Source organism: Alphaproteobacteria bacterium (assembly GCA_016870095.1).
Taxonomy (GTDB): Bacteria; Pseudomonadota; Alphaproteobacteria; order Paracaedibacterales; family VGCI01; genus VGCI01.
On record VGCI01000007.1, the window covers coordinates 73,939 to 97,691 of the forward strand.

Genomic DNA, 23,753 nt, shown 5'->3' on the forward strand with positions numbered 1-23,753 from the left:
TAAAAAGCTAGTTAATTTATCTTTTTTAATATTAAAAATTGAAAAATTTATAAATAAAATTTTTTTGAAAAAAATTATTAAATAAAGCTAATTGTTAAACAAAATAAAATATAATTATTTGTATTTTATCATTTTAATAAACAACTAATTGATTTTGGCTAGGTGCAAAATTTTCTATTTCATACAAAAAAAGCATTTTAATATAAAAACAAAAAATAAAATTTAATTTAAATATAATTTATCCGAATAAAATACTTGAAATGTATGAATGGAGTGTATACATATGTATTGCGAATCATTAACCCAGAATAGAAAATAATGTAATTTTATGAATACTTATATTAAAAACAAAATTATTAAATATTTATTATTAATCGCTGTTTCCATTGTTATGGGGCAACACTTAGAAGCCTGTGAAGGTTTTGACACTAGTAAGGGTGTTAGAGATGTAGGGTGTAAGTCGTCTACACCAAAAATAATCAAAAGAACTCGAACCGTAAATACTGACATCGATGATCAAAATGAAGAATGGGGTCCCCTGACTTCTGCTTCAGTAGAAGATTCTAAAACGAAAAAACCAAAAAAAAATTTAACAACAGATCGTGTATTAGGACCCGAGAATCCAAGTCTTCAAAATATTAATAATTCTCGCACCAATGGTAGGGAAGTTTCGCTATCTGCTAATAGAGAGTTTCCCCATGAATTTTCAGAACAAACTCTTCAAGCTTTGACACAAATGGGGTTAAGTGAAAAAGATCAAGTTTTGGCAGCTATATTAAATAGTAGCCTATATAAGGAAATGCGAGACGATAAAGGCGCTATTAATTTTAGCGTATTATCTCCAGCAAAAATAAGTGCTTTTGAAAGACTCGGAGGCGCACTCCCCCAACTGGAAGATGCCGTTCAAAAATTGAAAGAGAGTCGACCATCTCCTATTCGTAATCCAGAATTTTCAAAAGCTTCCCTTTACAGTCCTGTAGCAAGCATTGTTCTTTCTCGTCAGATGGTTAAGGATGCCAAATCGAAGGGCACTGTGCGTAGATTGGGTTTTACAGCCCATACAGAGCCGAAGGCTGAAATAACTCCCCAAGAACGTTTAGAACAAAATCGTGCAGAAAACGAAAAATTTTTAAAATTGGAATTAGCTCGTGGCAAAACAAAAGAATGTTTAGAAGCTGAAGTAAAACGGGAAATTGATATTTTTAAAAAATATTTGTCATATATTGAGAGGCGGAAAAAACAATTGGGGGGAGATGACTCTTTTTTAGAGGAGGATGAAGATACAAATAGTGAAACAAATGCGATAAGTATTGCACGAGGTCTGTTTGACAATAATGACGACGACGATCTTAATCCAGTAGAAACTGACGAACCTGAGTTGAGTTTAGATACCAGCGTGTCAAGGCAAACTCCTACAGGAAAAATTACAAAATTAGAGCTTGAAACTAAATTTTTAGAATTTACGGCTGATCAGCTAACTCATCTCCATGTAAATGGATATGATCTCTATTTTTCAAAAGACATGATTGATCTTGAGCGTGTTGAAAAAGGTGGTTATACCAATGAAATGCTGATGAAAGAATTAGGTAAGACACCCATAGGCCCAGACGGAAAACCTATGAATTATCATCATTTAACTCACTATGATTATTTGACCCATAAAACGAAATCAATCATTATATTGCTCACAGGAACTCATCACAAAGAATATTCCCAGTTTTGGCATTTTAGCCGTAAAACTTATAGACTTCCTAAAAATAGTTTAAAACGGGAACTTTTTAACCCTGCGCGGGAAAACTTTAACAAAGCAATTGTGGCGCTTTTGGCTTCCGACACCTCTTCTAATTAATCTTAAAGGTATTGACAAGCCACTGTAAAAAGTTTGGGTAAATATTGGGTTCTATTTTAAGCCCCCTATGGGAATTTGAGAAATAACCTATTTTATGGGCACCCTCACTTAGGTCATGCTTTTCTATACAAACAAAAGCGCCATTAATTTCGCAAAACGGAATCCATTCCGCAGAGATACCTTGAGTTTTTCCATCTTCAATAAAGGCAAGTAAACTACTGTTGTAAGTTCCATCATTGTTTTCATTATGGGCTGTGGGCAGTGTATCAATATTTCCAAAAATTAAGTTTCCCAATTTTAAGTGGTATAATTTAAGAGCTTGGGGAAGAGTAGATCCGAGGGTTTTTTCAAGCTGGTCAAGATCATTTGCAGAAGGGGGGTTTGCATATTCCTTATGTATAAGGAAACGACACTTCACTTTAATTGTCTCAAAAGCACTAAGCAATTCCGCTTCATTGTTTGCATTCTGTTCTGTTGAATGAACCAGGGAGAGAAGAGAAAAATTAAAAATTAATATCAGAAGAAAACGTGAAAATTTCATTCGAATCTTATCCTTGAGAAAATATATTATTATTATAAAAAACATGAAATGATGCTGATGGTCCTCCATACTTATTTTTATGTCAAGGGGGGTTAATATTTTTTTTACAATATCAACTAAATCTTAAACAAAATTTATTTTCGGATGCGGCGTATGGCCCGCCACATGAGAGCAGCCGGTGTTACCAAGAGAGTGAGGCTTGAGGCAAATAAAACGCCGTAGACAATACAAACAGATAAGAGGCGCCACCATTGAGTAGAGGGTGCTCCTTGGGTAATTTCAAAATTGACGAAGTCTATATTAATGCCAAGCATTAAGGGTAGTAGACCAAGAATGGTGGCAAGCTTTGTCAAAATAACGGGACGGACCCGTTGAATACATGTTCGAATAATGACCTCGCGATACTGGGCTAAGGTGGGGTTTTTAATTTGGGCGATCAATAAATCATAGGTATCTATGAGAAGGATATTATTGGAAACGATAATGCCAGCAAGGGCAATGACCCCAATACCGCCCATCACAATGCCAAAGGCCATATCGTGTACCAGAAGGCCAATAAATATGCCGACACTGGACAATACAACGGCACTTAAAACGAGTCCCATGCTAAAGAAGCTATTAAATTGAGTGATAAGGATAATAGCAATGATGAAGATGGCAACCACAAAAGCTTGCATCAAAAAAATCATCGATTCTTGTCGGTCTTTTTCTTCTCCCTTGAACTTAAGGGCGACGGAAGGATCAAGTTTTAAATTGGGGATAGCTGTTCGTATTTTTTCAATTTGATCGGCGACTAAGAAGCCGGGCACAATATCTGCCTTTAAGCTCAAAACTTGACGACCATCAACACGATCAAGTTTACTGACACGTTGTTGGGGGCTGCGGGTCACAAAGTTGCTGATAGGCATCAATCCAGCTGATGTTTGAATTTTTAAGGTATCCAACTCATCCAATAGGCGATATTCCGGATAATAGCGTACAACAACATCGACTTCATCCCGTGCATCCTCAGGACGGAAAGTGGCAACTGTAATGCCGTTCGTAATGAGTTTTATAGCATTGCCCACTTGGCGTATATTGGCATTAAATTTTGCGGCTTGAGCGCGATCAATGGTTAGCTGCCATTCAATCCCCGGAATAGGCAGGTTATCAGATATATTCATAATACCTGGCATTTCTTGCATATGTTTTCGCAATAAGAGAAGAGATGGCTTCAGATGTTCGGCAATAGGACCGCTGATCTCGATATCAATAGGTTTCTGGGCGGGGGGACCATCTTTTTGTTTTTGGACTTCGACCCGAATTCCAGGAATATCTTTTGTATTTTGAGCAATTTTTTCAAGTATTTTGTCAGCGGGAAGTCTCTTTCTCCAGTCAATAAATTCAATAGTAATTGTGCCGATAACATCTTCTGCAACCTCGGCTCCATTACTACTGCCCCCAACCATGGAGCCTGTCCGAACATAAACGGATTTTAATTCCTTCATGGGTAAAATTTTTGCCTCAACAAGTCGAACCAGGTCGTCTTTATCTGTTATGGATAAATTGCCGCGTCCTTGAATTTGAATAGCCGCAATTTCCGGTTCAATGTTCGGGAAAAACTCAACCCCACGTCCCCAATATGAATGGGCAACTTTCACGAGGATTAAAATGCAAATGGCACCGCCAATTGTCCGTTTGGGATGATCCAGGGCAATTTTTAAAACTTTTAAATACTTAGCCATAAGACTTGAAAGATTATCAAAACTATCCGTGTGGTTTTGATGGAGATTATTGGGGGGTACTTTTAAAAATTGACCAATGGCGGGAATAAAAATTAAGGCCATCAAAATAGAGGCACTTAAGACGGCAATTAAGGTAATGGGCATAAATTTCATAAATTGTCCGGGCACACCGGGCCAGAAGAGAAGAGGCATGAAAACAGCTATAATCGTAACGATCGATGTAATTACAGGCCAAGTCATTCTTTGAGCGGCATGGAGATAAGCTTCTCGGGGAGGCATGCCTTCGGCAATTTTGAGATCCGCATATTCAACAACAATAATGGCACCATCAACAAGCATTCCTACAGCAAAAATAAGGCTGAATAGGACCACAATGTTAACCGTTAAGCCCATAAGAGAAATGATCATGATGCCCATTAAGAAGGAACCGGGAACAGCCACACCAACCAGGAGAGCCGATCGCCAGCCCAAACTCATGACAATAATTCCCATGACCAAAATAATAGCTAGAATGATGCTATTTTGAAGGTCATTTAACATATCGCGAATTTTGTGAGATTGGTCGTTAGCATAGGAGATGGTCACATGATCAGGCCATTTTTTTTGTTCTTTTGCGACAATTTTCTTCACATCTTCGATGGTTTGAAGAAGATTTTCCCCTGTTCGTTTTGAAATTTCTAAAGATACGGCTGATTTTCCCATATCCCGAACAATGGTTTCCCGGTCTTTGAAGGTGCGTTTGACTTCGGCTACATCTTCCAAACGAATGACAGCATCTTCATTTGTAGCAATGGGAAGTTGCTGGATATCTTGAATATTTTCTAAAATGCCTGGAACTTTAATGGCGAAGCGGCCCTTAGTCATTTCAATGTTGCCGGCAGGAATTAATTGATTGTTGAGCGTAAAGTTTTGGATCACTTGGTCAAAGGCTAACCCATAGCCTTCAACCTGGGTTGGATCTATGAGAATTTCAACGGCTTCTTTCTGGTCACCCATAATTTCAGCTTTGCGAACACTGGGCAATCCGCCTTCAATGGCGTCTCTTAAATCACGGGCCATGCGAAACAATGTTCGTTGAGGAATTTGTCCCGAGAGTTTTACAATGAGAACAGGAAACAGGCTGAGATTAATTTCATTAATGAGGGGCTCTTTTGTTTCTTGCGGTAACTTTGGTTTTGCCAAATCCACACGATCTCGCACATCGTAGCGGGCTTTGTCGGAGTTAAATCCGGCTGCAAACTCAAGGATTATGTTCCCCCCACCTTCATAGGCGGTAGACCTCATGTCCTTAACGCCTTCAATATTATGAAGTTCTTGTTCAAGGGGACGAAGGAGCAAACGTTCAGCATCTTGAGGGGATATGCCTTCATGAATAAGGGAAACGTAAATGATGGGTATTTTAACGTCTGGGGTTGATTCTTTAGGAATTTGATAATAAGCAATCATTCCCCACAAAGTGAAGAGTGCTAATAAAGAAAGTACTGTGCGTGCGCGAGATAACGCGGCAGCGATCAGAGCATTCATGATGTTTTTTCCGGTATTTTAAGCGGTTCTCGATTGGCAGTAACTTCTTGACCATCTAGAACAAAGTCTGCCCCTGTAGTGATTAAGGCGATTTGATCAGGTAAGCCTGTAACAAGCAGACCATCTGGTTTGGCCTCAACAACTTGAATGGGATAAAAAACAACTTTCTTGTTTTCAACAGTTTTCACTCCGACTGTGCCATCATCTTGCAGGCTTATCGTAGCGGGTGAGATAGTATATCCAATTGTTTTGTGCGTTGGAAAATTAATGCGAGCCGTAAGACCGGCTGGAATAATCATTTCTGGGTTGTCGGTCTGCATTTCCACGCGATAGGTGCGGGTTTTTGGGTCAGCTGCTTTGGCAATATAAATAACGCGTGCGGATAGCTTTTTTTCATCCAGAGAGGGAAGAGTCACTTCCGTTTCTCCACCAACTTTAATCCGAGAAATATCTTTTTCCGAAATATCGCAAATGATATTTAACGGATTGAGTTCGATAACGGTTGCAAGTTTGTCCCCACTATTAACAACATCCCCAATTTCCACAAAAGTATCTTCAAGTATACCGTTGAACGGTGCCTTTATTCGTGTGTCAGCTATTTCTTGAACAATATTTGCCAGGGCACTTTTTGCACTTTCATATTCAGCGGTGCTGGCGGCAAGAGCATTATGAGATGCAACCGCTTTTGCTTCTAATTTTGTGTTTGCTTTAAATTCTAGCGTCCGTTGATGAAGTTTTGCGCGAGCTTCTTCTAAACGAGCGGGTCGATCTTCAGGGTCCAAGAGAAGGATGTCTTGATTAGAATTAACTTTTTGCCCTTTGAGGGCAAAAAGAGATTGTACACGTCCCCCCGTTTTTGCTTTGAGGATAACCTGACGAGCTTCTGCTGTGTGACCATTCAAATGAATGCTTGTAATGACTGGTTTTGCTGTCATATCCGTTATGGTTACTTTGGGGAGACTTGCAATAATTGGTTTGGGCGGCTTTTCAAAAAAACTCATCCGCACAAAAAACAGAATTGCCAAAATTCCAAAAATAACTATGAAGGGGTTTCGTTTCGTATATTGGCGAAATTGTAAGAGGTTCACCTTAATCTATCCTTTAAGAATGAAGAGATCATATTCTTGAAAACAAGAGACAAATCAAAAATTAATATTTTTGTTCATAATGTCGTATCTTTTAGAATAATTGATCATAAATTGGGGCGGCACCTAGGTCAAGAGCTAACTCTGAGAGTTGACGACAACTTCTTACAGGGGGGGTAAACGTTAGAAACTCTGATTTCTGATTGAGAGCTTACTTAGGTGATATCAAGGATAAATTACAACAATATCTACACCTCAAATAATTAATCGTTCTTTAAAAGCCTCGCCAATCTAATGACTTCTAAATGTTATTAAATTCTCGCCCCTAACAAGTAGAGTTAGTGTGCTCCTACTGAATCCTTATCAGAATTAGATAACGGCTCTTTATCAAAATTCAAAAAAGCTAAAACATTTTTTCGACGAACTTCTGCGGAAATGTTTGGTGCTTTAGTTCGCTTTTGACGAGAATAATAAAAATCTTGAACATAGTCGCTTGTTTTTAGAAATAACATGTGTATGGCGCTTTGTTCTAGGGGAGTGCCTTTGTCATATATATTTTTACATAAAGAAGCAAAAGTTAAAAAATCACCACTATCCTGTAAGGCTTGAGTTCTTTCACTCATTAGTGCATTAAACTCGACTGGTGACTTATACATTTCTCTAACAGTCGTCTCATCATAGATAAAAGTTAAAGTTCCTCGAATCATTTCTTCTGAAACAGCTTGCCTGTTATATATTTTACCAGCTATATTACTCGCTTTAGAATCAAGGTCACCTTGATCACATCCCAGTAATTGAGAGGTTGCTGATGTATATAGAACAAATAGTATTATAAAAAATTTATTAAGCATCTTTGCCTCCTCATTTAATACTTAGCCACTGCTAAAGTCAAACCAAGAGAAAAATCTTGCAAGTCTCTCGGTTTTCCAAAATCTCTTAGATATCTAAATAATGATAACGCTTGGGTTTTAAAATCTTTTTTAGGGTTCGTAAGAAAATTACCCAGAATGTCGGTACTTAATCCAGCTCTCTTAAGAAAGGGGGGTTGTACATTTCTTATGCCCCGAAACTCAACTATAGCCTCTCCAAATTTGGGTACAAAACCGTCTTTTAATGCTCCCATAGAATTCTCCAAGTCTAAAAACCAGGGTGGGGATAAAGCATCATACTTTGTAGGCTGGTTTGTAACGCCTGGCTTTTCTAGAGATATATTATACCTTTTTTCAGGTTTTTCAACTGAATTAATGGCAGATCTGCAATATGCCGCGCTTAACTGGGCAACGGGTTGATTATTATCTGTCATAACTTCTGCTCTAAAATTTCTGAGCATGGTAGTGCTCATTACACCTTGAGAAAGTAATAAATTAAGTGTGGGCGCATTGGCATTAGCAAATTCTGTGGTAAATAGGGGTAAAAAATCTATCAGAGATGTTACAAGTCCTGTTTCAGTATGAAAATGCTGCTCTGCATAGTTTGCCTTTGGGAAATTTGCAATGTCTTCCATAAAGCTCGAGTTATTACTCATAACCCCCATGAATGCATTGGTGTAATGTATTTTTAATTTCAGATTTTCAAACATTGCAGAAAAAGGTCGACGAGACATGAGATTTACTTTTAACTTTGGATCGACTTGATAATTATCTTGTAAATGATTCAAAGTCTCTTTAAGCAATTTGTCATCAGAATCCGCTTTTCCAGCCATTCCAGCAAGTGTGTGTGCGTGCAAAAAGACTAAGCCGCTTAGCTTTTTTTCGGAATAGCCTCGTACTATTGAAAAAAATTGTTCATAATCTCCATCTTCTTGAGCAGAACGTAGAGTGTCAAGACAAGGTAGACTTCCACAAAATGAGAACATATAACGAGGATCATTAAACCCAAATAGCATAAAAGACAATGGAATGGTATATTCTAACGGGTGTTGAATGGTGGCTTGAGGGGTAAATGCTGGCACCCAACCTGGTGAACACTCTAAATTTTTATTTCTTATTAAATCATATGCGGGCAAATAAATTATTGAAAAGCCATGTTTTTCTAATAAAGGTGTCATATCTTGCGCCCATTTATTAAAACTGATAGAACGCTGTTCTAACAACATACTTTCAAGAACATTAAATGATAATAATATACTGTCCATACATTTTTCTAAATCCGTCTCTTCAGAATCTGCAAAAGGGACAGTGACAAATTCAATATCACTTGTATCAATGACAAGATGCCATAATCGTTTCTTTGTCATTCGGTCTTCAATATAGAAAAAAGGCTTTTTTTGAAAAGTATTATTTGCTAACGCCCATTTGCAAAGTCCCTTAATTTCCTGAAATTCAAATCCCAGTTGAAAGGGCATTCTTCTAGCTTGATCATCAAAAAAATTGATGGCTTCAGATGGATATGTGGCAGTAATATTTGGCATACTACTTTTCGATTTTTCGGCATCATCATCAATTTCTTCAATTCTTGGCGTTGAGGAAGAAGTTGACGCTTTGGTAATGGCCTCTTTTTCTGCGGTCCAGCCATCGTAAGGTAATGAAGCCAGAAATAGTATATGCAAGACGAAGATACGCATGCCGCTAAGCTTTAAACTCATTTAATTTTCCTAAGTGATTTGTATAATATTATTTTTTATTTTTGGAAATAGAACATGCATAATATAATTTTAATAATTAATAAAGTCAATAAATTTTAAATATAAGATATCATATTTATCTCCTTTAAAGGTGGTTTAAATTAGAACAGATAGGTGAATTAAATAGGTAAGATTAACTATTTATTAGTATTAATAATAATATAATCTTCATCAAAGACTTTTATTGATGCATAATTATATTGTTTTAATAGTTTTGTCTTTTGATATATTTAATTGTTAATTTAATTATAAAGGAGTAAATTATGAAATTTAGTCAATTTAAATTTTTAGCCATGGCTATGAGCTGTATGGTTATAGCATTTTGTTCGGGTACTTACTCAGCGGATGATAAAATTGAGCGGAAGGAATCTAGTCAAATTACAGCTCTACGTACATCACATCTAACAGGCGAAAAAGCATCAATCAATGATTCTCTTGTATCTCAAGACGGTGCAAAGCCTGCCACATATTCCACTTATTTAGGAAATGCATATTATGCCGGAAAAGTGGTAGCGAGCAGCTTATATAATCTGATTGACTTTTCGGTAAATAATCCTGGAAAGGCCCTCACCATTGCTTTAGCAGCTTCAACACCTTTTGCGGCAGCTAACACAAATCTTCAGGTAGAATCTATATGCTCTTTGTGGAATCAAAATAATTGTGATAAATGTGCCTGCTATTGTAGCACATTTAATTTACGGGAAGGCATGGGCCTAAACGGTGTACCATATGATGCTTCCCCTCAAATGGGCAATGTATATAATTGGTTTGTAGTTGAACCCATCGGTTTTTTTCCTGGCTCAGGTGCTTGTGAGACTGCATGTAGCGAGCGAAATAATGTTATAAAAGGTTGTTATGAGTTTAAAGAATGTACGCAATTCAAGAAAACGGATCAATATAAGGAATTCCGTGCGCAAATAGATTGCAAAAAAAACACAAATTCTCACCACAAGACTGATGTAAAATCTGACTAATCGTTAATTTTCTGAACATACCACGGGGAAGACCCCCCGTGGTATGTTAATTAAGACTATAAGATAGTAAGCTATAAAATAAATTTTGACAAATCTGGGTTGCTGGCGAGGTCAGACACTTTATCACGCACTTCTTTTTGAGAAATTTTAATGGTCTTTCCTGCCATTTCTGGGGCGGTAAAGCTAATGTCTTCCATCAATTTTTCAAGAATCGTATGCAGACGACGGGCGCCTATATTTTCGACAGATTGATTCACATCAGCGGCGAGCGTCGCAATTTCATTTATCGCATCTTCCGTAAACTTTAAAGTAACAGACTCTGTCGTCATCATGGCCATTGATTGACGGATGAGGTTCGCTTCGGGTTCAGTTAAAATTCGAATAAAGTCGTCCTTGGTTAAAGCTTTGAGTTCAACGCGAATGGGTAAGCGACCCTGAAGTTCGGGAAGCAAATCAGACGGTTTGGCTAAATGAAACGCGCCAGAGGTGATAAATAAAATATGATCCGTCTTTATGGTGCCGTGTTTGGTTGAGACGCTGGTGCCTTCTATAAGTGGTAAAAGATCTCGTTGGACGCCTTCACGGCTTACATCTGCCCCGTGATGGTCTTGGCGAGCACATATTTTGTCAATTTCATCTATAAAAACTATGCCATTTTGTTCAACCATATCAATGGCTTCGCGTACGACTTTGTCCGAATCGAGGAGTTTGTCGCTTTCTTCTTGAATCAAGACTGTATAAGCTTCCTCAACGGTCATCTTACGGGCTTTGGTGCGACTTCCAAAAGCTTTACCCAGCATATCGCCCAAATTCATCATTCCCATTTGGGCGCCTGGCATACCCGGCACATCAATGGTTGGCATATTTAAATTGCTATTATCTGCAACTTGGAGTTCGATTTCCTTTTGGTCAAGTTCTCCTTCATGGAGAAGGTGACGAAATTTTTGTCGAGTTTCTGGCGTAGCACTTGTTCCCACCAGGGCATCAAGCACCCGTTCTTCCGCATGCAATTCTGCCTTTCCCTTAACTTCGGCGCGCAAACGCTCTCGTGTCATTTGAATCGCAATTTCAATAAGGTCTCGGATGATTTGTTCAACATCACGTCCCACATACCCAATTTCTGTAAACTTCGTGGCTTCCACTTTAATGAAAGGGGCTTGAGCCAGTTTTGCCAAACGACGAGCAATTTCGGTCTTGCCCACGCCTGTTGGACCGATCATAAGAATATTTTTAGGTAAAACTTCTTCTTTTAGTTCTTTGGGCAGCTGTTGGCGACGCCAGCGATTTCTTAGAGCAATGGCTACGGCTCGCTTTGCATCATCTTGCCCGACAATAAAGCGGTCCAATTCACTTGTAATTTCTCGAGGTGTTAAGGAAGTCATCGCTTTACAGGCTTTCTAATAAAATATTTTTATTTGTATATATACAAATGTCGGCAGCAATTTCAATGGATCTGCGAGCAATTTCCTCAGCATCAAGATCTTTAACACTGATGAGTGCCCGGGCAGCGGCTAAGGCAAATGATCCACCGGAACCTATGCCGATGAGACCGTCTTCGGGTTCTAGGACATCACCATTACCGGTTAGCACTAAGGATACAGAGGCATCGGCGACAGCCATCATGGCTTCAAGGCGGCGCAAATAACGATCTGTCCGCCAATCTTTTGCCATTTCAACGCAAGCACGTGCCAGTTGACTAGGATATTTCTCGAGTTTAGCCTCAAGGCGTTCGAAAAGAGCAAATGCATCTGCAGTTGCGCCGGCAAAACCGGCAATGACTTTGTTATCACCAATGCGACGAACTTTTCGAGCCTGAGATTTGATGATTGTGGCCCCCAAAGTAACTTGACCATCGCCAGCAATGACAACTTTCCCCTCTTTTCTGACACATACAATAGTTGTGCCATGCCATGAATCAGCATTGGTATTTGTAGAAATTAGTGAAGTTTTCATGATGTAACTCACATTGTAAAAATATAATTTATCATGTTACACGAAAAGTTCTCAAAGGCGCAAGAATTTGCTACGATGAATTTATTAACTATGGAGAGACAGATGGCTTATGATCGGAATAATATTTTTGCAAAAATTTTGAGGGGAGAGATCCCGAGTGAGCGTGTTTATGAAGATGAATTTGTTTTAGCGATCAAAGACATTAATCCCAAGGCTCCTGTTCACGTATTGATTCTTCCCAAAGGCCCCTATACGTCTTTACTCGACTTTTCTATTCGAGCTTCGACGGAAGAAATTTCTATATTTTTTCAAACAGTTGCTAAAATTGCGGAACTTCTGGGTCTTCAAGATCAAGGCTTTCGCGTTGTTTCTAATACAGGAGATCATGGAGGACAAGAAGTTCAACATTTTCATATTCACCTTTTGGGTGGGGCTGTTTTAGGAAAACTAGGCTGATAAATTTTGAAAATTTGGCTTGTATAAAAAAAGCCGCTGTCCCTTATGAGGGCAGCGGCTTTTTAAGTCTATTGTCTCTAGTGTGCTAGAATAGCCAACAATAAAAGAGACACGATATTAATAATCTTGATCATAGGGTTTATGGCAGGACCCGCTGTATCCTTGTAAGGATCGCCAACAGTGTCACCTGTAATGGCGGCCATATGGGCATCAGATCCCTTGCCCCCGTGATTTCCATCTTCAATATATTTCTTAGCATTATCCCAAGCTCCTCCTCCAGAGGTCATAGAAATGGCTAGGAACAAGCCCGTAATGATGGTTCCAATAAGCATAGCTCCCAATGCGGAAAAAGCTGAGGTTTGTCCGGCTATCGCATTAATAACGAAGTACAAAATTACGGGTGCTAACACAGGCAACAGTGAGGGGACAATCATTTCCCTGATAGCAGCTTTAGTTAACATATCAACTGCTGCACTGTAGTCCGGTTTGGCTTTGCCTTGCATAATACCTTTAATTTCTGCAAATTGACGACGCACTTCCACAACAACAGCAGCACCTGCGCGGCCAACAGCCTTCATGCCCATGGCGCCAAAGAGAAAGGGAAGCAATCCACCAATGAATAAGCCGACCAAAACATAAGGATCTTGAAGACTAAATTGAACATTTAGATGTTGAAAGTAATGTTTCAAATCTTCGGTATAAGCCGCAAACAAAACTAAGGAAGCTAAACCAGCAGAACCGATTGCATATCCTTTCGTGACTGCTTTTGTCGTATTGCCAACAGCATCCAGAGCATCCGTGACTTTGCGAACAGTTTTTGGCAAATTCGCCATCTCCGCAATTCCACCTGCATTATCGGTGACAGGACCATAAGCATCAAGGGCAACAACCATTCCGGCAAGGGCCAGCATAGTTGTAGCGGCAATCGCAATTCCAAAAAGACCTGCATTCATGTGAGCGGCAATAATACCCCCACAAATGACCAATACGGGTAATGCTGTTGATTCCATGGAAACGGCAAGACCTTGAATAATGTTCGTTGCATGACCGGTTGTAGATGCTTGGGCCACACTGCGGACAGGGCGGTAGTCAGTAGAGGTATAAAACTCAGTAATCCAGACTAACAAACCTGTTACACTTAATCCTGTCAAAGCACAATAAAGAAGGTTCATCGGCGTAAAGGACAAACCATCTGCCGTTAAAGGTTGATACAAACTGCTAAAAGTTTGTGTAGTAATGGCAACAATGAGACCACCAGAAATAATTGTTGCAGCAATGAATCCTTTATAGAGGGCATTCATGATGTTATTAGATCTGCCCAATCGAACAAAAAACGTACCGGCGATTGAGGCGAGAATACAAACGCCACTAATCAGCAAGGGGTATATCATGAGTGTTTTTTGGTCAGCGCCTGTAAAGAAAATGGCGGCGAGGAGCATGGAAGCCACAATTGTTACGGCGTAGGTTTCGAACAAGTCTGCAGCCATACCAGCACAGTCTCCAACGTTGTCACCAACGTTATCAGCAATAACCGCGGGGTTTCGAGGATCATCTTCGGGAATACCAGCCTCAATTTTCCCAACCAAATCTGCACCAACGTCTGCGCCTTTGGTAAAAATCCCACCCCCCAAACGAGCGAAAATAGATATAAGAGATGCGCCAAAGCTCAATGCAACGAGAGATTCAAGGAGTAAGCGTTGACTAATATTGATGGAGAGCAAGTAATAGTAATACAAAGAAACGCCCAAAAGTCCGAGACCAACCACCAACATTCCGGTAATTGCTCCAGATTTAAAAGCTATGTTAAGTGCGGGAGCTAAACCTGTACGAGCAGCTTCTGCGGTGCGGACGTTGGCTCTCACAGAAACATTCATACCAATATAGCCAGCAAGTCCGGATAGAACAGCGCCAATAAGAAAACCTACAGCGACAAGGGGCGCTAATAGGTAAGCCAACAAGGCTGCAATAATAATTCCTACCATAGCTATCGTGCTGTATTGCCGGTTTAGATAGGCCTTGGCACCTTCTTGAATGGCATTTGATATTTCTTGCATTTCTTTGGTGCCAGCGCTGGCTGCAAATACACTTCGTGCTGCCAACAGGGCATAAATTAATGCCAAAGCGGCACAGCTAAAAATAAGGGGAAAAGCATTTTCCATGGTCTTAAATTATCCTTCTCTTCAATTCGTTTTGCTAGAGGGTAATGTCCTCAATTGCCAGCAGAATGCCAGATATCGCTTTCTTGTGCAACTGTCTCGATTAAGGGAGCGGAAAAAAGGGGGAGGAGAATAAAGACCGATGTTTGTCAAGTTCCCTATTATAACAAATCACTTGCGAAAGTTAAGCATCATCTGTCAAAAATAGAAGGTAAGGATTTGTCAAAATAAGGAAGTATGCATATGGCTGGTCACTCTCAGTTTAAAAATATTATGTATCGCAAAGGCGCTCAAGATGCAAAGCGAGCCAAAATGTTCGCCAAAATTGCTCGAGAAATTTTTGTTTCTGTACGGGGAGGGTTAGCAGATCCAAGCTCAAACCCACGCTTGCGAGCAGCCCTCTCGACAGCCCGTGCAGCGAATATGCCCAAAGATAATATTGACCGTGCCATTAAAAAAGCCTTGGGAGGTGATGATAATTCCCACTATGAAGAAGTCAGATATGAAGGTTTTGGTCCCGGTGGTACAGCCCTTATTGTCGAAGGATTGACCGACAATCGCAATCGCACAGTGTCTGATGTTCGAACCGCTTTTACAAAATACGGGGGCAGTCTGGGGGAAAATGGGAGTGTCAGTTTTATGTTTGAGCGTATTGGCTTGGTGCGATATCCGCTTTCTGTGGGAAGCTATGATAATGTGTTTGAAGCTGTCATTGAAGCAGGAGCTGAAAATTTAGAGACCGAAGATAATGCCTTTGAAATTACTTCAACTGTGGAGTCTTTTGGAATGGTTCGGGATTATTTGGTGCAAAAATATGGTGATCCGTTGGAAGCCAAAGTCATTTGGCGCCCCACAACGATGGCGTCATGTGATGAAGATGCGGCTCAATCCTTGCTTAAACTCATCGATGTTTTAGAAGATAATGATGATGTTCAAAATGTTTATTCTAATGGCGAAATGAGCGAAGACGTTTTGAAAAAGTTGTCAGCTTAAGATGACGAAAGCGGTACGCATTTTGGGTCTGGATCCCGGATTGCGCAATACTGGATGGGGAATTATAGACAGTTTGGGGAACCGGTTAACGCACGTAGCTCATGGGGTTGTTCATTCTGATGCTAAAGATGATCTCGCCCACCGTTTATCTCAACTCTATCAGGCTCTTTTAAAAGTGATTGAGCTTTATCATCCCCATGAAGCTGCTGTTGAAGAAACTTTTGTCAATAAAAACCCTAGTTCAACCCTAAAACTGGGAATGGCTCGTGGTATTGTTTTATTAGCCCCAGCGCAGGCAGGATTGGTTGTGGGAGAATACGCTGCTAACCGGGTCAAAAAATCCATCGTGGGCGTGGGCCATGCGGATAAAAATCAAGTCGCCCTTATGGTTAAAAGATTGCTGCCATCGTGTGGTCATGTAACTGCCGATGCCGCTGACGCATTGGCTGTTGCTATTTGTCATGCTCATTATCGGGGTTCGTCATTTCTTTCCGCTTTCATAAAATCTTAACAAGCTCTCTGTATCCTTAAAATACTATTTGAAAAAAATTAAGGATAGAGAATGTCAGTTTTTGATGCCCATGATTTTGATGGTCACGAGCAAGTCACGTTTTGTTATGACGAAGCTTCGGGTTTAAAAGCCATAATTGCCATACATAACACGAATCTCGGGCCAGCTCTGGGCGGGTGCCGTTACTGGGCATATGCTTCAGAAGAAGAGGCTATCAAAGATGTTTTGCGATTATCGAGAGGAATGACTTATAAAGCCGCGCTTGCCAACCTTAAATTGGGAGGGGGAAAAGCCGTTATTATTGGAGATCCGAAGACAGAGAAAACACCGGAAAAATTACGGGCATTTGGTCGGTTTGTTGAGCGACTTGGAGGACTATATATTACGGCGGAGGATGTGGGAACTTCTCCCAAAGATATGAGCATTATCGCTGAAAACACACGGTTTGTTGTCGGTAGAGATGATAAAGAAGGCGGAAGTGGTGATCCATCTATCATGACAGCTCTGGGTGTTTTTGCCGGAATTCAAGCTTGCGCTTTTTACAAGTTGGGCAAAGAGGATTTGGCGGGCGTTCGTGTGGGTGTGGAGGGTCTGGGGCATGTGGGTATTGACTTGGTAAGAAGACTAGCCGAGGCAGGTGCTCATTTGGTCGTTACAGACATTAATAAAGTTCTCGTTCATAAAGCAATACATGAGTATGGCGCAAAAGCAGTCAAACCTGATGACATATTTGGTGCTGATGTTGATGTTTTCGTTCCTTGTGCTTTAGGGGGAATTTTAAATGATCAAACAATCCCTCAACTTAAGTGTAGAATTGTTGCTGGATCCGCAAATAATCAATTGGCAGAGCCATACCATGCAAAAGCTCTTGAAGAGCGTGGCATTCTTTATGCTCCTGATTATTTAATCAATGCAGGCGGGCTAATCAACGTGACCTATGAAGGTCCAAATTATAATGCTGACACCGTTAAGGACCATGTCGAAGGTATCTATTATACATTGTTAGAAATTTTTGAAACAGCAAAAGCGTATAATATGACAACGAGTGATGCCAGTGATCGCTTAGCACGTGATATTTTCAATAAAAAGTAATCTTGTATTACACACAAAGAGTGCTTAGATTTTAAAAGTAACTCAATGGTGCTTTTTTGTGAGATCACCCCTATGTCCCAATTCCTATGGCAAGCTTTCGTTACGTTATTTGTTATTATTGATCCCTTTGCCGTTGTTCCTATGTTTGTCGCTTTAACAAGGAATGAGTCTGCAATCAGCAAACGTCGAACGGCTTCAAAATCCACCATAATTGCCACTATTTTACTTCTCTCCTTTGCTTTTGTGGGCGATAAGCTATTGGATGCTATGAGTATTTCAGAGCCAGCTTTTCGCATCGCAGGGGGGTTTTTGTTGTTACTCGCAGCCATTGATATGGTTGTTGCGCGGACTTCCGGTATACGGTCAACGACGGGAGATGAAGCGGAAGAAGCGGCTCATCGCGACGATATTTCGGTTTTTCCTTTGGCTATACCTCTGATCGCGGGGCCAGGGGCATTAACCTCAATTGTTGTTTTAATGCGTCAAGCTGAAGTCATCGGATTTAAAGCTGAAATGGGGGTTGTCTTCATTTTAATGGGGGTATTATTGTTTACTTACTTTAGTCTACTGGTTGGTGACAAGGTGATGAAAATTCTTGGAGTGACAGGGACCAATGTCTTAACAAGAGTCTTTGGTATTATCTTAGCGGCTCTGGCTGTTCAAAATATCATTAATGGGATAACCATGGTGGTGAAAGATATGCTGGTATAACTATTCAAGGCCTTACTTTGCAAAAGGCCAACTTCCCCCGTGAGAGGGAGAAGTTGGTTCTAGATTTCTTAAGCCTCAGGGGCGCCTTCTTCTTGGGGAATTGATTTCATCGTCAGCTTAACTTTGCCTCGATCATCAAATCCCAGTACCTTAACGCGAACAGTATCCCCCTCTTTGACAATGTCGCTAACTTTTGCGACACGTTCTGGAGAGAGTTCACTAATATGGACCAAACCATCCCGGTTACCCATAAAATTAACGAAAGCCCCGAAATCCATGATCTTCACAACTTTACCGGTATAAATTTCACCAACTTCCGGATCACAAGCAATGCCTTTAATTGTTGCCAATGCTGCATCAATGGCTTTGGCGTCGACTGCAGAAATACTAACGGTGCCATCATCTTCAATGTCAATTTTTGCGCCAGTCGTTTCACAAATCTCACGAATGATTTTACCGCCAGGGCCAATAATGTCTCGAATCTTATCTTTAGGAATTGTAATTGTAACCATGCGAGGGGCATGGTCGCTTACAGATTCACGTGAAGATTCAATTTCTTTGCTCATTTCTTTGAGGATATGAAGACGACCGTCACGGGCTTGATTAAGAGCCACATGCATGATCTCCATGGTAATACTCGTGATTTTAATATCCATCTGAAGAGCTGTTATACCATTTGTTGTCCCGGCAACTTTGAAGTCCATATCGCCGAGATGGTCTTCATCACCCAAGATATCAGAGAGGACTGCAAATTTTTCACCCTCTTTAATAAGTCCCATAGCAATTCCAGCTACAGGGCGTGTGAGAGGAACACCTGCATCCATCATAGATAAGGATGTGCCACAAACGGTGGCCATAGATGAAGAACCATTAGATTCTGTAATTTCAGAAACGGTTCGAATGGTGTAGGGGAATTGTTCTTTTGAAGGGAGTAAAGGGCGAATAGCTCTCCATGCCAGTTTCCCGTGACCTATTTCCCGTCGTCCGGGAGAGGACATGCGGCCAACTTCACCAACCGAGAAGGGGGGGAAATTGTAATGAAGAAGGAAACGTTCCCGATATTCGCCTTCAAGGGCGTCAATGATTTGTTCGTCTTGCCCTGTTCCTAAAGTTGTAACAACAAGGGCTTGAGTTTCCCCTCGTGTAAATAAGGCGCTTCCGTGCGTGCGGGGTAACATACCTGTTTCACAAACGATGGGACGAATTGTACTTAAATCCCGACCATCCACGCGTATCTTATCATCCAAAATCATGGTGCGCAAAATATCGGCTTCTAATGCTTTCAATCCATGACTTAAAGCGGTCTCGTTTTCAATTTCAGGAAGAAGTTTTTCCTTAGTTACTGCCTTACTCGCCGCAATGGCAGTATATCGTTCTTGTTTTGTGGTAATGGCATAAGCTTTACGTAAATCTTTTTCAGCGGTTTTTTTAACTTTCGTGTAAATAGCTTGTGCATCATAAGGAAGAAGAGGTAATTCCCAATTTTCTTTGCCAGCATCTTTCTTGAGTTTTGTAATGGCATCAATGATGGGTTGAAAAGCTTTGTGGCCAAATTCAACCGCACCAAGCATAATATCCTCAGATAATTCTTGTGCCTCAGATTCAACCATCAACACGCCACTTTTTGTTCCAGCAAGAACGAGGTCCAATTGACTATTCATCAATTGAGAAGGAGTGGGATTGAGAATGTACTGGCCATCAGAATAGCCAACACGTGCCGCACCGACAGGTCCTTGAAAAGGAACGCCCGAAATGGCAAGAGCGGCGGAAGCGCCTACTAATGCAACGATGTCAGGATCGTTTTCTAAGTCATGACTTAATACGGTACAAATAACTTGAACTTCATTTCGAAAACCTTCAGGGAAGAGAGGGCGAATTGGCCGATCAATTAAACGAGAAGTGAGAACTTCTTTCTCCGAAGGTCGAGCTTCTCTTTTAAAGAATCCGCCCGGAATACGACCCACAGCATAAACTTTTTCTTGGTAATGGACGGTTAGGGGAAAAAAATCTACGGAAGGGTTGGGCTCTTTTTGTGCCACAACTGTACATAAAACAGTTGTTTCTCCATAAGTTGCCAATACAGAACCGCTAGCTTGACGCGCGACTTTGCCGGTTTCAAGGATGAGAGTGCGGTCAGCCCACTTAACTTCTTGGCGTGAAATTTTAAACATATTTGACATTAATATACCTTTTCATTTTGGGAAAATATTATTTCTATGAAGAGCAAAGCCCCAAAATTTTGCTCCCTAACATTTTTTTACATAATTTTAGTGCCCCAGGTAGGATTATGTATTGCTTTGAGATATCACCAAAAATATCTTATCGGCGAATATCAAGGCGCTTAATCAAGGTTTGATACCGTTCTTCGTTTTTGCTTTTCAGGTAATCTAAAAGTCGGCGACGTTGCCCAACCATAAGAATCAAACCTCTCCGGGAGTGAAAATCTTTTGCGTGTGTTTCCATGTGGCCAGACAAATTTCGTATACGTTCAGTCAAAATAGCAACTTGAACTTCTGGCGAACCAGTATCTCCTGGTTTTGTTGCAAATTCTTTAATTAATTCTTGTTTTCGTGACGCGGCTATCGACATCGGATTTTTATCCCTTCTATAATTAATAGTTTTTCAATATATTTGCTTAAGGTTAATTACCAAGCCTACTTTTTGTGTGTTTTTGCCTTGTCAGGAAACGCACCCTCGAACATCCTTTAAAGGTATGTTTGGGAATGAGATCTACTTAAAAACACGTTTTGGGTAGATATAACCATCATTAACTTCAGCGATGGCTATAACTTGATCCACTAACCACAATACAACCAAAGACACAAAACCCTTATTTTGATTCATGGGAATGGGTTGCCCTTGATTTATTTTTCTCGCTTCTTCTACCGTTATGGCAACTGCCGGGATGTCGTCCAGAACAGACCCAATAGGTAGGAATTGGCGATGCAATGTTAATTTATGACTGAATTCGCGCAAATTTTCCAGTGAAATCGCATCTTTTTCATGAAATTTTCCAACTTCTAAGCGTCTTAAACGAGAAACATACCCCACACTTCCCAGAACTTCTGCGATATCCCGAGCAAGAGAACGTACGTAAGTCCCCGGGCCGCAAGTGATGCAAAATGTCGCTGTGTCAGGTGAATCAATTGATTCAAGAACAAAATCAAAGATGGTGATAGGGCGTGTTTTAAGTATCATCGCCTCTTTCAAATGGGCCACTATTGATTCATCTCCGGAACGGGCCATGTCGTAAGCGCGCTTCCCTTCAATTTTAAGGGCGGAGAACAGAGGCGGGCGTTGATGGATGAGGCCGATAAATTGTGGCAATACAGCTTGAATTTCTTTCAAGGATGGGCGGTGATCATGGGTCTTAATAACAGCACCTTCAGCATCGTCTGTTATGCGCAGTTCCCCCCAAGTGACCTGGAATGAATACTTTTTTATATGTGCGACCACATAGGGAATTGTTTTTGTGGCCTCCCCCAATGCAATTGGGAGAACGCCAGTGGCAAGAGGGTCTAGTGTTCCTGCGTGTCCTGCCTTGGAAGCGCCCGAAATGCGACGAACTAAATTTGTGGCTTGTGTAGAGCTCATTCCGTAAGGCTTATCCAGCGTAATCCATCCATTAACGGCCTGGGCAGTCATGATAAATTTCGTCCAATGCGCACATTATGGTGAATAGCTACGGAAAAAATCAATCCCTGACCAATTAACAAAGTTAGCAAAGCTGTCCCGCCGTAGGAGATAAGCGGTAAGGGGACCCCCACCACGGGAAGCATTCCCATGACCATGGCCATGTTAATAAATACATATAAGAAGATAGTTGTTGTAATGCCTATTGCAACGAAGCACCCAAAGGAATTTCGACTCGCTATGGAGACATGAAAACCATAAGAGAGGAGCAGGGCATATAGGCTCAATAGCAAAATACCACCCATTAAACCAAATTCTTCACTGAACATAGTGAAGATAAAATCAGTTTGTTTTTCTGGCAAGAAATTGAGGTGGCTTTGAGTGCCTTGGAGAAAACCCTTGCCTGTGATTCCACCAGACCCAAGGGCAATTTTAGATTGAGTAATATGGTATCCCGCGTTGGCCGTGTCCATTTTTGGATCAAAAAATGTAAGAATACGCTTTTTTTGATAATCATACAGAAGTGTCCATATTATAGGACTTGTTGCCAGCACACCTCCTCCGATAGCCGCAAATTTCCACCATTGAACGCCCGCTGCAAAAAAAATGGTAGCTCCACATAAAATCAAAATTACAGCCGTTCCTAGGTCCGGTTGACGCATAGCAAGAAAAGTGGGCATTAGAACGAGCACTAAGGGGACGACTAAAGTGGAGAATTGACGAATTTCAACAAGGGGACGCTTATGAAAATATCGAGCCAATGCAAGTACAAGGGCAATTTTCATCAACTCAGTCGGTTGAAGTTGAATTACGTATAAATCTATCCAACGAATAGCACCTTTTCCCAGAAAACCCATAATTTCCACCGCAACAAGCAGGAGAAGAGACAAAAAGTATAAGGGGTAAGCATATGCCATCCATGTCCGACTATCTATTACGGCAACGCACATCATAATGAGGGTTCCGATTGAAAATCGCATTATTTGCTTCCAGGCCCAGGGATGCATGTTTCCATTGGCAGCGGAGTAAAGCATGAGAAAACCAATGCTTGCGATAAGAAAAAGCAGTCCAAGCACCCACGGGTTAATTTGGCGGATAAGAGAAAGTTTGTTGACGAGTAATCTCATACAGTTGTCATAGCATTTCATAACATTCAATTTTGTGCACTTTACTCAATTTTATAGATTGGATGCAATAGTCAAACAAATGAGACTTTAAGAGAGTATTTTTATACCTTAAGTATTCCTTAAATATGGTCAGTAAATTTTAAAATTCAAAAAATAGATAAACTTTTACAAAATTAATAAAATTTTAAAACTTTTCCGATATTAATTAAAGTATAGCGCGGGAATTCTCCCAGTGTGGGGGAACAGAAGGAGGCGAAATTATGGTTGAAAGCTTACAACATAAACTTGATCGGGTAAGACCGCCTCGAGTTCAAATTACCTATGATGTTGAAATTGGTAATGCCATTGAAATGAAGGAATTGCCTTTTGTGATGGGAATTCTTGCCGATTTATCAGGAATGCCAGCTGAAGCCCTTCCTAAGGTTAAGGATCGTAAATTCGTAGAAATTGATCGAGATAATATTAATGAGATTATGGCATCCATTAATCCTCGCTTAGTCTTGCGTGTTAATAACACCTTGGCGAATGACGGTACTCAAATGAGTACGGAATTATTCTTTAAAAATCTTGCAGATTTTGAACCCGTCAACGTCGTGAAACAAGTTCCAGCGTTGGAAAGATTATATGAAGCTCGAACGCGACTAAAGGACTTACTTACTAAGTTAGATGGTAACGATACCTTGGGTGAACTTTTGCTCGAAGTGATTAGCAATACGGAAAAGCGGGATGCTTTAAAACAAGAGTTGGGTATTAATGATGCCCCAGCTCCTGAAGCGCCTAAAGCCTAAATAAGGAGATACG

At 40.5% G+C, this 23,753-nt stretch carries 20 protein-coding genes; 8 read left to right on the top strand and 12 right to left on the bottom strand.

All coding sequences use genetic code 11. The annotated features are described in order from the left end of the window. Positions 1-328: 328 nt before the first annotated feature. On the top strand, positions 329-1,849 hold the full coding sequence (locus FJX03_06480; GenBank protein MBM3633330.1) for a hypothetical protein: 1,521 nt from the start codon (positions 329-331) through the stop codon (positions 1,847-1,849). On the opposite strand, the gene FJX03_06485 is transcribed toward FJX03_06480, so the two are convergent. The 5 genes from FJX03_06485 to FJX03_06505 form a co-directional block, all read right to left on the bottom strand. Continuing rightward, a complete protein-coding gene (locus FJX03_06485; protein MBM3633331.1) occupies positions 1,842-2,459 on the bottom strand; it encodes an SMI1/KNR4 family protein in 618 nt (205 codons plus the stop codon). The genes FJX03_06480 and FJX03_06485 overlap by 8 nt on opposite strands. A 65-nt stretch (positions 2,460-2,524) precedes the next feature. Next, the gene (locus FJX03_06490; GenBank protein MBM3633332.1) at positions 2,525-5,638 is read right to left on the bottom strand and encodes an efflux RND transporter permease subunit; all 3,114 of its coding nucleotides are present in this window, start codon (positions 5,636-5,638) and stop codon (positions 2,525-2,527) included. After that, a complete protein-coding gene (locus tag FJX03_06495) occupies positions 5,635-6,726 on the bottom strand; it encodes an efflux RND transporter periplasmic adaptor subunit (GenBank protein MBM3633333.1) in 1,092 nt (363 codons plus the stop codon). The genes FJX03_06490 and FJX03_06495 overlap by 4 nt, the downstream gene beginning before the upstream one ends. A 335-nt stretch (positions 6,727-7,061) precedes the next feature. Next, on the bottom strand, positions 7,062-7,574 hold the full coding sequence (locus FJX03_06500; GenBank protein MBM3633334.1) for a hypothetical protein: 513 nt from the start codon (positions 7,572-7,574) through the stop codon (positions 7,062-7,064). A gap of 14 nt (positions 7,575-7,588) precedes the next feature. Further along, complete coding sequence (locus FJX03_06505) at positions 7,589-9,307, bottom strand: hypothetical protein (protein ID MBM3633335.1); 1,719 nt, start codon at positions 9,305-9,307, stop codon at positions 7,589-7,591. A 302-nt stretch (positions 9,308-9,609) separates the two neighbouring features. Between FJX03_06505 and FJX03_06510 the strand changes: the two genes are divergently transcribed. Next, positions 9,610-10,320, top strand: coding sequence for a hypothetical protein (locus FJX03_06510; GenBank protein MBM3633336.1), 711 nt, complete (start codon positions 9,610-9,612; stop codon positions 10,318-10,320). A 71-nt stretch (positions 10,321-10,391) separates the two neighbouring features. On the opposite strand, the gene hslU is transcribed toward FJX03_06510, so the two are convergent. Both hslU and hslV read right to left on the bottom strand, forming a co-directional pair. Continuing rightward, a complete protein-coding gene (hslU, locus tag FJX03_06515; GenBank protein ID MBM3633337.1) occupies positions 10,392-11,702 on the bottom strand; it encodes an ATP-dependent protease ATPase subunit HslU in 1,311 nt (436 codons plus the stop codon). A gap of 4 nt (positions 11,703-11,706) precedes the next feature. Continuing rightward, positions 11,707-12,273 (bottom strand): ATP-dependent protease subunit HslV, encoded by a 567-nt coding sequence (gene hslV / locus FJX03_06520; GenBank protein MBM3633338.1) that lies wholly within the window; start codon positions 12,271-12,273, stop codon positions 11,707-11,709. 102 nt (positions 12,274-12,375) lie between these two features. Between hslV and FJX03_06525 the strand changes: the two genes are divergently transcribed. After that, entirely contained in the window at positions 12,376-12,729 is a 354-nt protein-coding gene (locus tag FJX03_06525) for a histidine triad nucleotide-binding protein (protein ID MBM3633339.1), read from the top strand. A gap of 77 nt (positions 12,730-12,806) precedes the next feature. Here the strand turns inward: FJX03_06525 and FJX03_06530 are convergent, their stop codons facing one another. After that, entirely contained in the window at positions 12,807-14,888 is a 2,082-nt protein-coding gene (locus FJX03_06530; GenBank protein MBM3633340.1) for a sodium-translocating pyrophosphatase, read from the bottom strand. Between the two features lie 240 nt (positions 14,889-15,128). On the opposite strand from FJX03_06530, the gene FJX03_06535 reads away from it, so the two are divergent. From FJX03_06535 to FJX03_06550, 4 genes are read left to right on the top strand one after another with little or no spacing between them, the layout of a single operon-like run. Next, a complete protein-coding gene (locus FJX03_06535) occupies positions 15,129-15,878 on the top strand; it encodes a YebC/PmpR family DNA-binding transcriptional regulator (protein MBM3633341.1) in 750 nt (249 codons plus the stop codon). A 1-nt stretch (position 15,879) separates the two neighbouring features. Further along, a complete protein-coding gene (ruvC, locus tag FJX03_06540) occupies positions 15,880-16,389 on the top strand; it encodes a crossover junction endodeoxyribonuclease RuvC (GenBank protein MBM3633342.1) in 510 nt (169 codons plus the stop codon). Positions 16,390-16,440: 51 nt separating this feature from the next. After that, entirely contained in the window at positions 16,441-17,481 is a 1,041-nt protein-coding gene (locus FJX03_06545; GenBank protein ID MBM3633343.1) for a Glu/Leu/Phe/Val dehydrogenase, read from the top strand. Between the two features lie 45 nt (positions 17,482-17,526). Beyond that, on the top strand, positions 17,527-18,192 hold the full coding sequence (locus FJX03_06550; GenBank protein MBM3633344.1) for an NAAT family transporter: 666 nt from the start codon (positions 17,527-17,529) through the stop codon (positions 18,190-18,192). A gap of 68 nt (positions 18,193-18,260) precedes the next feature. On the opposite strand, the gene pnp is transcribed toward FJX03_06550, so the two are convergent. The 4 genes from pnp to rodA all read right to left on the bottom strand — a co-directional run bounded on the left by pnp (position 18,261) and on the right by rodA (position 22,973). Beyond that, positions 18,261-20,363 (bottom strand): polyribonucleotide nucleotidyltransferase, encoded by a 2,103-nt coding sequence (gene pnp, locus FJX03_06555; protein MBM3633345.1) that lies wholly within the window; start codon positions 20,361-20,363, stop codon positions 18,261-18,263. 148 nt (positions 20,364-20,511) lie between these two features. Beyond that, positions 20,512-20,781, bottom strand: a complete 270-nt coding sequence (gene rpsO / locus FJX03_06560; GenBank protein ID MBM3633346.1) for a 30S ribosomal protein S15 — start codon at positions 20,779-20,781, stop codon at positions 20,512-20,514. 141 nt (positions 20,782-20,922) lie between these two features. Continuing rightward, on the bottom strand, positions 20,923-21,837 hold the full coding sequence (truB, locus tag FJX03_06565; protein MBM3633347.1) for a tRNA pseudouridine(55) synthase TruB: 915 nt from the start codon (positions 21,835-21,837) through the stop codon (positions 20,923-20,925). Beyond that, positions 21,834-22,973: a rod shape-determining protein RodA gene (gene rodA / locus FJX03_06570; GenBank protein ID MBM3633348.1), complete on the bottom strand. Its 1,140-nt coding sequence runs from the start codon at positions 22,971-22,973 to the stop codon at positions 21,834-21,836. The genes truB and rodA overlap by 4 nt, the downstream gene beginning before the upstream one ends. Positions 22,974-23,212: 239 nt before the next feature. Between rodA and tssB the strand changes: the two genes are divergently transcribed. Then, positions 23,213-23,740, top strand: coding sequence for a type VI secretion system contractile sheath small subunit (gene tssB / locus FJX03_06575; GenBank protein ID MBM3633349.1), 528 nt, complete (start codon positions 23,213-23,215; stop codon positions 23,738-23,740). Positions 23,741-23,753: the final 13 nt, after the last annotated feature.